This is a genomic window from Pseudomonas sp. AAC (genome assembly GCF_000725445.1).
GTDB classification, from domain to species: Bacteria; Pseudomonadota; Gammaproteobacteria; order Pseudomonadales; family Pseudomonadaceae; genus Pseudomonas; species Pseudomonas citronellolis.
This window is the reverse complement of record NZ_KL647099.1, coordinates 102,868-116,660: the sequence shown is the minus strand read 5'-3', so window position 1 is coordinate 116,660 and position 13,793 is coordinate 102,868. Positions and strand designations below refer to the sequence as shown.

The following is a 13,793-nucleotide window of genomic DNA, read 5'->3' as shown; positions in this document are numbered from 1 at the left end:
TTCCTGCAAAATCTGAAGGAATTCACAGCACGATCTTTCCCAAAATCCTATCGCCGGGGGATTCCCTTGCCACAGGTAGGCGTGTCAGGCCGGGAGCACCGCCTCGACCTCCCGCAGGTGACGATCCTCCAGGCGCAGCTGGCGTTCGTGGAAGCGCCTGAGGTCGGCGCGGTGGCCGATGCTGACCAGGGTCACGCCGGGCAGTTGCTCCAGCAGGGTCTGGTAGAGCGCGGCTTCGTCGTTGTCGTCCAGCGCCGAGGTGGCCTCGTCGAGGAACAGCCAGGCCGGCGCGTAGAGCAGCGCGCGGGCGATGGCCAGGCGCTGCTGTTCGCCCGGCGAGAGCAGGCGCTGCCAGTGCTGGGCTTCGTCCAGGCGTTCGCCCAGGTGCTCCAGGCGGCACAGGCGCAGCACTTCGCGCAGGCGCTCGGGGCCGTGCCGGCCGGGTTCCTCCGGATAGCTCAGGGCCGTGGCCAGGCTGCCGATCGGCAGGTAGGGCTTCTGCGGCAGGAACAGCGTGCGCGCCGCGGGCATCTGCACCTGCCCGGCGCCGTAGCGCCAGAGCCCGCTCATGGCGCGCAGCAGGGTGCTCTTGCCGGCGCCGGAGGGGCCGCTGATCAGCACGTGCTCGCCGGCTCGCAGGGTCAGGTCGGTGGGTTCCAGCAGCACGCTGCCGTCGCCCAGGCGCAGGCTCAGGTGCTTGAGCTGCAGGCCGTTGCCGGCGGCGTGCACGGCGATGCTCTCGTGCTCGCCGGCGACCTCGTCCATGGCGTTGCGGAAGCTCAGCAGACGGTCGCAGGTGGCGCGCCAGGTGGCCAGGCTGGAGTAGGCGTCGATGAACCAGCTCAGGCCGTCCTGGACGTTGCCGAAGGCGGAGTTGATCTGCATGAGCTCGCCGAGCTGGATCTTGCCGGCGAAGTAGCGCGGCGCGGCCACCACGATCGGGAAGATGATGGCGATCTGGGCGTAGCCGGAGCTGAAGAAGGTCAGGCGCTTCTGCACCTTCATCAGTTCCCAGAAGTTGCCCCAGACGTTGCGGAAGCGCGTCATCAGGCGCTCGTTCTCGCTGCCCTCGCCGTTGTACAGGGCGATGCTCTCGGCGTTCTCGCGGATGCGCACCAGGCCGAAGCGCAGGTCGGCCTCGTAGCGCTGCTGCTGGTTGTTCAGGCCGATCAGGCGGCGGGCGATCAGGTGCGTCAGCCAGCTGCCGACCAGGGCGTAGAGCAGCGCGGCCCAGAACATGTAGCCGGGAATGCTGATGCCGAACAGCTCGATGCTGCCGGACACGCCCCAGAGGATCACCGAGAAGGACACCAGGCTGACCAGGTTGCGGATCAGCCCCAGGCCCAGGCTCAGGGTGGTGTCGGTGAAGCTGTTGAGGTCCTCGGACAGGCGCTGGTCGGGGTTGTCGGTGTAGCCGCGCTGTTCCAGGCGGTAGTAGTTCTTGTCGGACAGCCAGGCGGCGAAGTGCTTCTCGGTGAGCCAGCGGCGCCAGCGGATGGTCAGCATCTGCGTCAGGTACAGGCGGTACACGGCGACCAGGATGGCCACCGCGGCGATCCCGCAGAAGTACAGGATCAGCCGGATGAAGGCATCGAGGTCCTTGTTCTGCAGGGCGTTGTAGAAGTCGCGGTACCAGGTGTTGACCCACACCGAGACGCCCACGCCGACCAGCGACAGGGCGATCACCACGATCAGCAGCAGCCAGGCCATGCCCTTCTCTTCGCTGCGCCAGTAGGGCGCCGTCAGTTTCCACACCTGGGAGAAGAAATGCCCGCGAACGGCATCGTTCGCGGCACGGTATTCGGCGCTTTCAGTCATCGGGTCGGGCTCGGCACGGGCACAAAAAAAGAGCGCCCAGTCGGCGCTCCCTGTCTTAGAACCTGTCTACGATCTGCTGCGCGTCGGCATAACTGCGTTAAAAACAGGCGAGTGATGCTCATTTAGCGGACTAAACTGCGCTCCCTCGCCTGTTTTCGCCTTGTTCTGCGCTAGCTCGCGAGATCGTAGATACAGCTTCTTATGAATTCCTTAACGCCTCACGGGGCGCTTCTGCAGCTTACGCTGCAACGTCCGCCGATGCATCCCCAGGGCGCGGGCGGTGGCGGAAATGTTGCCGTCGTGCTCGGCCAGCACGCGCTGGATGTGCTCCCACTGCAGGCGGTCCACCGACATGGGGTTTTCCGGCACCAGGCTGTCCAGGTCGGCGTGCTGCGAGAGCAGCGCGGTCAGCACGTCGTCGGCGTCGGCCGGCTTGCACAGGTAGTTGGTGGCGCCGCGCTTGATGGCTTCCACCGCGGTGGCGATGCTGGAGTAGCCGGTGAGGATCACCACGCGCATCTCCGCATCCAGCTCCAGCAGCTTGGGCAGCAGCACCAGGCCGGAGTCGCCGTCCATCTTCAGGTCCAGCACGGCGTAGTCGGGCAGGTCTTCCTTGGCCAGCGCCAGGCCTTCCTCGGCGGAGCCGGCGACCGATACGCGCAGGCCGCGGCGGCTCATCGCACGCGCCATCACACGGGTGAAGGTGGCGTCGTCGTCCACCAGCAGCAGGTGGGGTTGCTCTTCGCCTTCGAACAGATTCTCTTCGCTCATGGGTACTTCCTCGCGCGTGGGTTCACACCACACCATAGCTGCGCGGCAGGCGCAGCTCGGTGAGCGTGCCGCCGTCTTCGTGGTTGTACAACTTCACCGTGCCGCCGGCGCGGGTGACGCTGGCCTGGCTGAGGAACAGGCCGAGGCCGAAGCCCTTGCCCTTGGTGGTGAAGAAGGGTTTGCCGAGTTGCTCGGCGATCGCCAGCGGCACGCCGGGGCCGTGGTCGCGGATGCTCAGGCAGATGTCGGTGGCAGTCCAGTCGACGCAGATCTCCAGGTCGTCCGGGCAGGCATCGGCGGCGTTGTTCAGCAGGTTCAGCAGGGCCTGGGTGAGGTCGGTGGGCGGCGTCAGCCGCGGGGCGCTGCCCGGGCCCAGGTTCAGGTAGCGGTAGGTGGCCTCCGGGCGCATCAGGTGCCAGCGGCGCAGCACCGCCTCCAGCCATTCGTTGACGCCCTGCTCCTGGATGGCCTGGCGGCGGTCGGCCTCGGCGGCGCGCACCAGTTGCTGCAGGGTGTCCTTGCACAGCTTGACCTGCTCCTGCAGCAGCGCCAGGTCTTCCTGCAGCAGCGGGTCCTTCGGGTGCGCCTGGCGCAGTTCCTTGAGCAGCACGCTCATGGTCGCCAGCGGCGTGCCCAGCTCATGGGCGGCGCCGGCGGCCTGGGTGGCCACGGCGAGCAGTTGCTGGTCGCGCATGCCCTCCTCGCGGCGCTGCGCGACTATCTGCTCCTGGCGGCGCAGCGCCTGGGACATGCGCGCGACGAAGAAGGTGATCAGCCCGGCGGCCAGGGCGAAGCTCAGCCACATGCCGTAGATCAGCAGGTAGTCGCGCTGCGCCGGGGCGATGTTCAGCGGGTGGAACCACACCAGCAGCACCGTGTAGGCGGCCAGGGCCAGGCCGGCGAGGACGATGGTGTAGAGCCATGGCAGGGTCGCCGCGGCGATGGTCAGCGGCACCAGGTAATAGGAGACGAAGGGGTTGGACGAGCCGCCGGAGAAATACAGCAGGGCGCTGTGGATGATCAGGTCGCAGCCCAGTTGCACCGCGTATTCCACCTCGGTCACCGGCCAGGGCCCGCGCAGGCGCAGGGCGGTGGCCAGGCACAGCACCAGGGACACGCCGAGGGTCACCCCCAGCGCCGCCCAGGGCAGCGGGATCAACTGGGCCTTGTAGGCGATGCCCACCGAACCGGCCTGGGCGGCCAGCACGAGAATACGGATGAGCGTCAGGTGCAGCAGGTTCTGCCGGCTGGCGGATAACTGGAAAACCGGTGTGCGCATGGTGAATTCCGGAATTTGCGCGAGTATAGCCAAGCCCCTTCCCCTCTCGGTGCGTCATAGCGACACAGCATACGAGATAAAGGCTATCGCGATTCAACCCCTTTGAACGCCGACCTGCGTCAATAGGTCTGACTGTCCATGTGCGGGGTCGTCTACCCTGCACCCGGGACTCATTACAGGACCAAGGAGTCGAACATGTCCGCATTGAAGAAAAGCCTCGCCGCCCTGGCCGCAGCCGTCGCCCTGGCCGCCACCAGCTTCGCCGCCCAGGCCGACGAGCCGCGCTACAACCTGGTGTCGCTGCACGCCGAGGCCAGCCAGGAAGTGGCCCACGACCAGATGCACGTGACCCTCTTCAACGAAGCCCAGGCCAGCGACCCGGCCAGGCTCGCCGCCGAGACCACCGCCGCCCTCAACGCCGCGGTGACCGAGGCGCGCAAGGCCAAGGGCGTGACCGTCAGCCTGGGCAGCCGCAACAGCTACCCGGTGTACGACGACAAGGGCCAGAAGATCACCGCCTGGCGCGAACGCGCCGAACTGCGCCTGGAAAGCTCGGACTTCGCCGCGCTATCGCAGCTCACCGCCAGCCTGCTGGGCAAGCTGAAGATGGGCAACATGAGCTTCAGCATCGCCGACTCCACCCGCCAGCAGAACGAGGACAGCCTGATGAAGAACGCCGTGGCGGCGTTCAAGGCCCGCGCCCAGTTGCTGACCGACTCCCTCGGCGGCAAGGGCTACCGCCTGGTCAACCTGAACCTGAACAGCGCCGGCGCGCCACGGCCGATGCCAGTGATGCGCATGGCGGCGATGAAGGCCGACGCCGGCTTCGCCGCGGCCCCGGAGATCGAGGCCGGCACCAGCCAGGTCACGGTGACCGCCGACGGCACCATCGAAGTGCAGATGCCCTGATGCGGGCCCGCCGCGGCGCCACCCGCCCGGGCGCCGCGGCGGGCTTCTTGCGTTATTGCGACATTCCCTTACGACTTCCCCACAGCTTCTACACTGTGGCGGGTGTGGCCCTTGCGCCCGGCATGTGCCCTGCATAGTTTCAGGCGACACGCCCCACAAGGACGTGCCTCGATGACAACCACAACAATCTGAGGTCAGCATGCGCAAGAATGCCGTCATCCGCTCCATGATCGCCGCTGGGTTGATCGCCAGCGCTCCCTTCGCCCACGCCGCCGGCAACCTGGTGTTCTGCTCCGAGGGCAGCCCGGCGGGCTTCGACCCCGGCCAGTACACCACCGGCACCGATTTCGACGCCGCCGCCGAGACCGTGTTCAACCGCCTCACCCAGTTCGAGCGCGGCGGCACCCAGGTGATCCCCGGCCTGGCCGAGAAGTGGGACGTATCCGATGACGGCAAGACCTACACCTTCCACCTGCGCCACGGCGTGAAGTTCCACACCACCGACTACTTCAAGCCGACCCGCGAATTCAACGCCGACGACGTGCTGTTCACCTTCGAGCGCATGCTCGACAAGAACCACCCGTTCCGTAAGGCCTACCCCACCGAATTCCCCTACTTCACCGACATGGGCATGGACGCCAACATCGCCAAGGTGGAGAAGGTCGACGACTACACCGTCAGGTTCGTCCTCAACGAGGTGGACGCCGCGTTCATCCAGAACCTGGCCATGAGCTTCGCCTCCATCCAGTCCGCCGAATACGCCGACCAGTTGCTCAAGCGGAACCGCGCCAGCGACATCAATCAGAAGCCGATCGGCACCGGGCCCTTCGTGTTCAGCCGCTACCAGAAGGACGCGATGATCCGCTTCAAGGCCAACAAGGACTACTGGGTGCCCGGCGAGGTGAAGATCGACAACCTGATCTTCGCCATCAACACCGACGCCTCGGTGCGCATGCAGAAGCTCAAGGCCAACGAGTGCCAGATCACCCTGTTCCCGCGCCCGGCGGACCTGGAGTCGCTGAAGAAGGACGCCAACCTGAACATGCCTTCGCAGCCGGGCTTCAACCTCGGCTACATCGCCTACAACGTGCTGCACAAGCCGCTGGACAAGCTGGAAGTGCGCGAGGCGCTGGACATGGCGGTGAACAAGAAGGCCATCATCGACGCCGTCTACCAGGGCGCCGGCCAGCTCGCCGTGAACGGCATGCCGCCGACCCAGTGGTCCTACGACGACAGCATCAAGGACGCCGGCTACAACCCGGAAAAGGCCAAGGAACTGCTGAAGAAGGCCGGCGTGCCCGAAGGCACCGAGATCACCCTGTGGGCCATGCCCGTGCAGCGCCCGTACAACCCCAACGCCAAGCTGATGGCCGAGATGCTCCAGGCCGACTGGGCCAAGGTCGGCATCAAGGCGAAGATCGTCACCTACGAATGGGGCGAATACATCAAGCGCGCCAAGGCCGGCGAGCACGACGCCATGCTGATCGGCTGGAGCGGCGACAACGGCGACCCGGACAACTGGCTGGGCACCCTGTACAGCTGCGACGCGGTCAACGGCAACAACTTCTCCAAATGGTGCGACCAGCCCTACGACAAGCTGATCAAGGAAGCCAAGCGCACCCCCGACCAGGCCAAGCGCACCGAGCTGTACAAACAGGCCCAGCACATCCTCAAGGAGCAGGTGCCGATCACCCCGATCGCCCACTCCACCGTGTACCAGCCGATGCGCAAGACGGTCGAGGACTTCAAGATCAGCCCCTTCGCGCTCAACTCCTTCTACGGCGTGGGCGTCGGCAAGTAAGGCCCGCGGCCGCCGCGAGGCGGCCGTCACGCCATGCTGCGCTGGCTACAGCCGCTTACCGATAGACGTCCGGGCCGCCCCGCGTGGGCGGCCCTGGCGTTGCTGCTCGCCGCCGCGCCGGCCCTGGCCCGGCCCCTGGTGGTGTGCACCGAGGGCAGCCCGGAAGGCTTCGACATCACCCAGTACACCGCCGCCACCACCGCCGACGCCACGGCGGAGACGGTGTACGAACGCCTGGTGCAGTTCGCCCCCGGCAGCACCAAGGTGATCCCCGCGCTGGCGCAGAGTTGGGACATCAGCGCCGACGGACTGGCCTACACCTTCCACCTGCGCCCCGGCGTGAAGTTCCAGCGCACCGACTACTTCACGCCTACCCGCACCTTCAACGCCGACGACGTGCTCTGGAGCTTCCGGCGCCAGCTCGACCCGGCGCATCCATGGAACAGGCTGGCCCCGCGCGGCTTCCCCTATGCCCAGTCGATGGGCCTGCCGGGGCTGATCGAGCGCGTCGAGAAAGTCGACGACCTGACAGTACGCTTCACCCTGCGCCATCCCGAGGCGCCCTTCCTCGCCGACCTGGCCATGGGCTTCGCCTCCATCTACTCGGCCGAATACGCCGACCTGCTGCTGGCGGCCGGCAAGCCCGAGCAACTGAACAACCTGCCCCTGGGCACCGGCCCCTTCGTCTTCCAGCGCTACCAGAAGGACGCCCAGGTGCGCTTCGCCGCCAACCCCGACTACTGGGGCGGCACGCCGAAGATCGAGCGCCTGCTGCTGGCGATCACCCCCGACCCCAGCGTGCGCATCCAGAAACTGCGCGCCGGCGACTGCCAGGTGGCGGTGTACCCGCGGCCCACGGACATCCCCGAACTGCGCAGGGACCCGCGCCTGAAGGTGGAGGAACTGGACTCCCTGCTGGTCGCCTACGTCGCCATCAACACCCGGCACAAGCCGCTGGACGACGTGCGTGTGCGCCAGGCCATCAACCTCGCCTTCGACCGCGACGCCTACCGCAAGGCGCAGTTCGGCGAGGGCGGCGCCAGCCCCGCGGTGGCGCCCTACCCGCCGACGCTGTGGGGTTCGGACGCGGACCTGAAGGGCTGGCCGCGCGACCTCGAACGGGCCCGCCAGTTGCTGGCCGAGGCCGGCGTGCAGCCAGGGCAGAAGCTCAGCATCTGGACCCGCCCCGGCGGCGGCCCGGCCAACCCCAACCCCGGCATAGGCGCGCAGATGCTGCAGAACGACCTGGGCAAGCTGGGCATCCGCGCCGACATCCGCGTCTACGAATGGGGTGAGCTGATCCGCCGTGCCAAGCATGGCGAGCACGACCTGGTGTTCATGGGCTGGGTGGGCGACAACGGCGACCCGGACAACTTCCTCACCCCCAACCTGTCCTGCGCCGCCGCGCAGAGCGGCGAGAACATGGCCGGCTGGTGCAACGCCCAGTTCGACGACCTGCTGCGCCAGGCCCGCGCCAGCACAGACCAGGACGCCCGCGCCGCGCTGTACCGCCAGGCCCTGGCGATCTTCCAGCGCGAAGCGCCCTGGATAGCCCTGGCCTACCCGAAACAGTTCGTGGTGCTGAGCCCCAGGGTGAAGGGCTTCACCCTGAGCCCGCTGGGCTCGAACAACTTCACCCACGTCGAACTGGGGCCCTGAGCCCGTATTTCCCGCCCCCTGTAGCGGACCTTGTCCGCGATAGCCGGAGGTTCCGGCGCGGTTCGCGGATAAGATCCGCTCCTACGCCGCCCCACCCGCACCATTCCAATGTAGAAGCGCGCCCTGCGCGCGAAATCGCGGGCAGGGCTCGCTCCTACAGGTTACCGAGAGACACGGCATGCCTCCCCCGTAGGAGCGGACCTTGTCCGCGATAGCCGGGCGTTCCGGCGCGATTCGCGGATAAGATCCGCTCCTACGCCGCCCCACCCACACCATTCCAATGTAGGAGCGCGCCCTGCGCGCGATATCGCGCGCAGGGCCCGCTCCTACAGGTTACCGAGAGACACGGCATGCCTCCCCCGTAGGAGCGGACCTTGTCCGCGATAGCCGGAGGTTCCGGCGCGGTTCGCGGATAAGATCTCCTACGCCGCCCCACCCACACCATTCCAATGTAGGAGCGCGCCCTGCGCGCGAAATCGCGGGCAGGGCCCGCTCCTACAGGTGGGTACCAAGATTCCCACCACGCCGCCTCCCAAAAACGCTGCGAAGCCTCTATTCCGGGCATCGGCGAGAAGCGGCGTAGTGAAGCACCAGGCATTTTTTCATTGTCGCGGCCGCCAGGCATGGCTTAGCTTCCCCCCTGAAGGTCCGGCAGCCCCGGCCCCCACGCCTTCTACGGCACGGCGTACCCGCCGCTGCCGTCCCTGCGCCCGCCCCATCCGCTGCGGGCAGCCATGAGCCAGGCCCGACCGGCCAGGCTCTTCCAACAATCATCCCACCGCACTCGCTTTCCGCCTTGCAGCCGGCCACCGGCCGTTCCCGGCGCGCGCCCAGGTGCCCGCCGTTGCGCACAGCACTAGAAACGAGGAGCAATCAGATGACCAATCCACACTTCCGCCCCACCGCCATCGGCCTGGCGCTGCTCGCCGGCATCACCGGCCAGGCCTGGGCGGCCGAAGAGGACGACAGGCAGCGGGGGCAGGCCGCCGCCAAGGGCTTCATCGAAGGCCAGAGCCTGACCCTGAGCACCCGCAACTTCGCCTCCCGCGAGCAAAAACATGGGCGCTTCGTCTTCAAGATCCCCAAGGACGACGGCTACGAGCCCACCCACAGCCGGCGCACCTGGGTGCAGGGCAGCATCCTGCAGTACAGCTCCGGCTACACCCGGGGCACCGTCGGCTTCGGCCTCGACGTCGGCGCCTTCCATGCCCTCAACCTGGAGCGCGGCAAGGGCGTGGTCGCCGGCGGCAGCAACCGCACCCTGACCGACAGCGACGGGCGGCCGCTGGACGAGTGGTCCAAGCTGGGCGTGGCCAACCTGCGCCTGCGGCTGTCCAACAGCGAACTGCGCGCCGGCCGCTTCCAGGTCCAGACGCCGGTGCTGGCCACCATCGACAACCGCGCCCTGCCCTCCACCTTCCGCGGCGTCGGCCTGACCAGCAGCGAACTCACCGGGCTCAGGCTGCAGGCCGGCAGCTTCGATCGTGTCAGCCCGCGCACCGGGGCCGGCGACGAGAAACTCACCACCACCTACGGCGACCGCAAGGCCAAGGGCGACCGCTACAGCTACCTCGGCGGGACCTACCGCGCGACGCCCAACCTCAGCCTCAGCGCCTACGGCGGCGAGTTCGAGGACATCTGGCGGCAGTACTACCTGGGCTTCTCCCACGACCTCGGCGACCCCGACGTGCTGGCCCTGCACACCCGTTTCGACGGCTACAGCACCCGCGATGCCGGCAGCCGCAAGGCCGGCTACATCGACAACGACACCTGGAGCCTGGCCTTCACCCTCGCCCGCGGCGCCCATAGCCTGATGGCGGGCTGGCAGCAGGTCGATGGCGACGAGTATTTCGACTACGTCAACGAGACCGCGGCCATCTACCTGGTCAACTACCTGCAATCCGACTACAACGGCCCCAACGAGAAGTCCGCCCAGCTGGCCTACGGCACCGACTGGGCCCGCTACGGCATACCGGGGCTGAGCAGCACGCTGTGGTACGCCAAGGGCTGGGGCATCGACGGCACCCGCTACGACGGCGACCGCAACGGCGCCCACGGCAGCTACGCCGAGGTGCGCAAGCAGGATGGCGAAAGGCATCGCGAACTGGGCATGACCATCGCCTACAAGATCCAGGACGGCCCGCTCAAGAGCAGCAGCATCAAGCTGACCTACCGGCGCCACCGGGCCAGCCAGAACCAGGCCGACGGCAGCATCGACGACGTGCGCCTGATCACCACCCTGCCCTTCAACCTGCTGTAGCCACCCACCCCGGCGCCGCCCCGCCAGAGGCGGCGCCGGGCAGGTAGGCGCCCTCCATCGCCCCCGCGCCTACCTTCGACGAGTACCCCGTCGCCCGAATGCAATCCCCTGAATATTCGGAATTTTCCGTTTTTCGCAGCGCGGCCGAATCCGCCTTGATCGCCCTTCCCGCCCCCACTTAGCTTCGGCCCCTCACAGGGGCCAGCGCACCCACGGCGTCATCGGCCTAGCCCCTCCAACAAGAACAAGAAGGGAGCAACAGCCAATGATCCAGCAGCACATCCGCCCCACCGCCCAGGGCCTGTCCCTCGGCGCCTGCCTGTTCGGCCAGGCCTGGGCCGCCGAGGACGACCGCCGCGAGGCCCGCGGCCAGGCCGGCGCCAAGGGCTTCGTCGAAGGCCAGAGCCTGAGCCTGCGCACCCGCAACTTCGCCGCCCTGGAGCAGGCCCAGGACAGCAACGGCTTCCGCATCCCCAAGGAAGACGGTTCGGAGTTCACCCACAACCGCCGCACCTGGGTGCAGGGCACCCTGCTCAAGTACAGCTCCGGCTATACCCGGGGCACCGTCGGCTTCGGCCTGGACGTGGCCGGCTACCACGCCCTCAGCCTGGAGCGCGGCAAGGGCGTGATCGCCGGCGGCGGCGGCAACCGCACCCTGACCGACAGCGACGGCAACGCGGTGGACGAATGGTCCAAGCTGGGCATCGCCAACCTGCGCCTGCGCGTCTCCAGCACCGAACTCAGGGGCGGCCGCTTCCAGGTCGACACGCCGGTGTTCAACAGCCACGACAACCGCGTCCTGCCCGCCAGCTTCGACGGCTTCGCCCTGCTCAGCGAGGAACTGCCGGGCCTGGCGCTGCAGGCCGGCAGCTTCACCCGCGCCAGCCCCCGCGCCGGCGCCGGCGAGGAAGACCTGACCACCGAATACGGCACCCGCCTGGCCAAGGGCGACCGCTACAGCTACCTCGGCGGCAGCTACAAGGCCCCCGGCGGCCTGTCGGCGACACTCTACGGCGGGCACTTCGAGGACGTCTGGAACCAGTACTACCTGGGCCTGAGCCACAGCCTGGGCGACCCGCAGAAGCTCGCCCTGCGGACCCGCGCCAACCTCTACAGCACCCGCGACACCGGCCGCCGCGCCGCCGGCTACATCGACAACGACACCTGGAGCCTGGACTTCACCCTCAGCCGCGGCGCCCACTCGCTGATGTTCGGCTGGCAGCAGGTCGAAGGCGACGAATACTTCGACTACGTGCACGAGACCAAGGCCATCCACCTGAGCAACGTGGCCTTCGCCGACTACAACGGGCCCAACGAGAAATCCGCGCAGCTGCGCTACAACACCGACTGGGCGGCCTACGGCGTGCCGGGGCTGAGCACCTCGGTGTGGTACGTCAAGGGCTGGGACATCGACGGCACGGGCTACACCGGCGACCGCAACGGCGCCTACGGCAACTACGCGAAGGGCCGCGAGCAGGACGGCGAGAAGCACCGCGAACTGGGCCTGTCGGCCGCCTACGTGGTGCAGAACGGGGCGCTCAAACGCAGCCACTTCCGCCTCATGTACGTCAGCCACCGCGCCAGCCAGAAACAGAGCAACGGCAGCGTCGACGAGCTGCGGCTGGTCAGTACCTTTCCCTTCGAGTTGCTCTAGTAGCCACAGCTGTCTTGCCAGCCGTGCCGAAGCGCTTTTCGTAGGATGGGTTGAGCCTGCGAAACCCATGCGGTGGTGGTGATGGGTATCGCTTCGCTCAACACCATCCTACGACGGTGTTCCCACAACCCGTAGGGCGCATAACGCCTACGGCGTTATCCGCCGTTTGGCCTTGGCTTCCAGCGGCGCCAAGGTTGACCTGGGCGTTGGCTATGGCCTCGGTGTATCGGCGGATAACCGCGAACGGTTATGCGCCCTACGCCGCACCAGCCATGGCATCCCCTGTAGGTAGGCCCTACCCCGCCAGACCGAACGGATCGTCGATGGAATGGCTCGGCCGGGTGAACCAGCGCGGGCCTTCGGCGCTCATGTAGAAGTGGTCTTCCAGGCGGATGCCGAACTCGCCGGGCACGCAGATCATCGGTTCGTTGCTGAAGCACATGCCGGCCTCCAGCGGGGTTTCGTCGCCGCGCACCAGGTAGGGGCCTTCGTGTATGTCGAGGCCGATGCCGTGGCCGGTGCGGTGCGGCAGGCCGGGCAAGGCGTAGTCCGGGCCCAGGCCGCCGGCTTCCAGGCAGCGCCGCGCGGCGGCGTCCACCGCCTGGCAGGGCGCACCCGGCACGGCGGCGGCGAAGGCGGCCAGTTGCGCGGCCTTCTCCAGGTTCCATAAGGTGCGCTGGCGCTCGCTGGGGGTGCCGAATACGTAGCTACGGGTGATGTCCGAGTTGTAGCCGTGCAACTGGCAGCCGGTGTCGATCAGCACCATGTCGCCTTCGCGCAGCGGGCGCGGCTCGCGCACGCCGTGGGGGAAGGCGCTGTCCTCGCCGAACAGCACGATGCAGAAGGTCGAGCCGGGCGCGCCGACGCGGCGGTGCGCCGCCTCGATGAAGCGCACCACCTCGGTGGTGCTGATGCCTTCGCGGAGGATGCTGGCGGCGGCCTTGTGCACTTCCAGGGTCATGTCCTTGGCGCGCTGCATCAGCGCCAGCTCGGCGGCCGACTTGCGCTGCCGCCCATGGTCGACGGCGGCGCTCGCATCCACCAGGCGCAGGGCGCCGGCAACCTCGCGCAGGCGCTCGACCATGCCGAACGGCAGGCTCGGGCACAGGCCGAGGCGGGCGTTGGCCGGCACGCCCAGCTCCACCAGCATGTCCAGCAGCAGGCGGTAGGGGCTCTGGTGTTCCTGCCAGGTGCAGATCGCCCCGGGCAGCACCTGGAAGTCGCGCACCGTGCCCTCCTCGAAGGCCGGGGCGAGGTACTGCGGCGCGCCCTCGGCGGGCACCAGCAGGCCGACCAGGCGTTCGCTGGGGTTCCATTTCACCCCGCTGAAATAGCGCAGGTAGCTGCCGGCATCGACGAACGCCGCGGCCATGCCCTGCTCGCGCAGGCGCGCCTGCAGGCCGGCCACCCGGGCCCGGTATTCGTCCAGCCCGATCGGCTCGACGCCGCCGCTCATGTCGCGCAGCCCCGCCAGAGCCTGCTCGGGGCTACTGCCCCCAACGCCCAACGTCATCGCCCAACTCCCATCCTGAAAATTCCGGCGGAATTTAAGCATTACTTAAAATCCGTGCCAAACGAATTTTAAGCACCACTTAAAATCACAGCAAAAGCCCTCTTCGCAAGCCAACCTTTCCGGCCCTCT

At 67.6% G+C, this 13,793-nt stretch carries 9 protein-coding genes; 5 read left to right on the top strand and 4 right to left on the bottom strand.

The features are described from left to right. Positions 1–84 precede the first annotated feature (84 nt). From FG99_RS21825 to FG99_RS21815, 3 genes are all read right to left on the bottom strand, one after another. A complete protein-coding gene (locus FG99_RS21825; protein ID WP_043272330.1) occupies positions 85–1,818 on the bottom strand; it encodes an ABC transporter ATP-binding protein/permease in 1,734 nt (577 codons plus the stop codon). 210 nt (positions 1,819–2,028) lie between these two features. Beyond that, positions 2,029–2,589 (bottom strand): response regulator transcription factor, encoded by a 561-nt coding sequence (locus FG99_RS21820; protein WP_009617747.1) that lies wholly within the window; start codon positions 2,587–2,589, stop codon positions 2,029–2,031. A gap of 22 nt (positions 2,590–2,611) precedes the next feature. Beyond that, on the bottom strand, positions 2,612–3,868 hold the full coding sequence (locus tag FG99_RS21815) for an ATP-binding protein (protein ID WP_009617745.1): 1,257 nt from the start codon (positions 3,866–3,868) through the stop codon (positions 2,612–2,614). 195 nt (positions 3,869–4,063) lie between these two features. Between FG99_RS21815 and FG99_RS21810 the strand changes: the two genes are divergently transcribed. The 5 genes from FG99_RS21810 (at position 4,064) to FG99_RS21790 (ending at position 12,151) form a co-directional block, all read left to right on the top strand. Continuing rightward, positions 4,064–4,777, top strand: a complete 714-nt coding sequence (locus FG99_RS21810; protein WP_043272329.1) for an SIMPL domain-containing protein — start codon at positions 4,064–4,066, stop codon at positions 4,775–4,777. A gap of 199 nt (positions 4,778–4,976) precedes the next feature. After that, positions 4,977–6,578, top strand: coding sequence for an ABC transporter substrate-binding protein (locus FG99_RS21805; RefSeq protein ID WP_043272328.1), 1,602 nt, complete (start codon positions 4,977–4,979; stop codon positions 6,576–6,578). A 33-nt stretch (positions 6,579–6,611) separates the two neighbouring features. Then, positions 6,612–8,237, top strand: coding sequence for an ABC transporter substrate-binding protein (locus FG99_RS21800; RefSeq protein ID WP_141766141.1), 1,626 nt, complete (start codon positions 6,612–6,614; stop codon positions 8,235–8,237). A gap of 877 nt (positions 8,238–9,114) precedes the next feature. Further along, entirely contained in the window at positions 9,115–10,497 is a 1,383-nt protein-coding gene (locus FG99_RS21795; protein ID WP_043272327.1) for an OprD family porin, read from the top strand. Between the two features lie 265 nt (positions 10,498–10,762). Beyond that, the gene (locus FG99_RS21790) at positions 10,763–12,151 is read left to right on the top strand and encodes an OprD family outer membrane porin (RefSeq protein WP_043272326.1); all 1,389 of its coding nucleotides are present in this window, start codon (positions 10,763–10,765) and stop codon (positions 12,149–12,151) included. Between the two features lie 295 nt (positions 12,152–12,446). On the opposite strand, the gene FG99_RS21785 is transcribed toward FG99_RS21790, so the two are convergent. After that, positions 12,447–13,664, bottom strand: coding sequence for a M24 family metallopeptidase (locus tag FG99_RS21785; protein ID WP_043272325.1), 1,218 nt, complete (start codon positions 13,662–13,664; stop codon positions 12,447–12,449). Positions 13,665–13,793: the final 129 nt, after the last annotated feature.

Excerpts from the sequence above, each read along its gene's own strand:
- FG99_RS21825 (WP_043272330.1), bottom strand. The coding sequence starts at position 1,818 with ATGACTGAAAGCGCCGAATACCGTGCCGCGAACGATGCCGTTCGCGGG.
- FG99_RS21820 (WP_009617747.1), bottom strand. The coding sequence starts at position 2,589 with ATGAGCGAAGAGAATCTGTTCGAAGGCGAAGAGCAACCCCACCTGCTG.
- FG99_RS21815 (WP_009617745.1), bottom strand. The coding sequence starts at position 3,868 with ATGCGCACACCGGTTTTCCAGTTATCCGCCAGCCGGCAGAACCTGCTG.
- FG99_RS21810 (WP_043272329.1), top strand. The coding sequence starts at position 4,064 with ATGTCCGCATTGAAGAAAAGCCTCGCCGCCCTGGCCGCAGCCGTCGCC.
- FG99_RS21805 (WP_043272328.1), top strand. The coding sequence starts at position 4,977 with ATGCGCAAGAATGCCGTCATCCGCTCCATGATCGCCGCTGGGTTGATC.
- FG99_RS21800 (WP_141766141.1), top strand. The coding sequence starts at position 6,612 with ATGCTGCGCTGGCTACAGCCGCTTACCGATAGACGTCCGGGCCGCCCC.
- FG99_RS21795 (WP_043272327.1), top strand. The coding sequence starts at position 9,115 with ATGACCAATCCACACTTCCGCCCCACCGCCATCGGCCTGGCGCTGCTC.
- FG99_RS21790 (WP_043272326.1), top strand. The coding sequence starts at position 10,763 with ATGATCCAGCAGCACATCCGCCCCACCGCCCAGGGCCTGTCCCTCGGC.
- FG99_RS21785 (WP_043272325.1), bottom strand. The coding sequence starts at position 13,664 with ATGACGTTGGGCGTTGGGGGCAGTAGCCCCGAGCAGGCTCTGGCGGGG.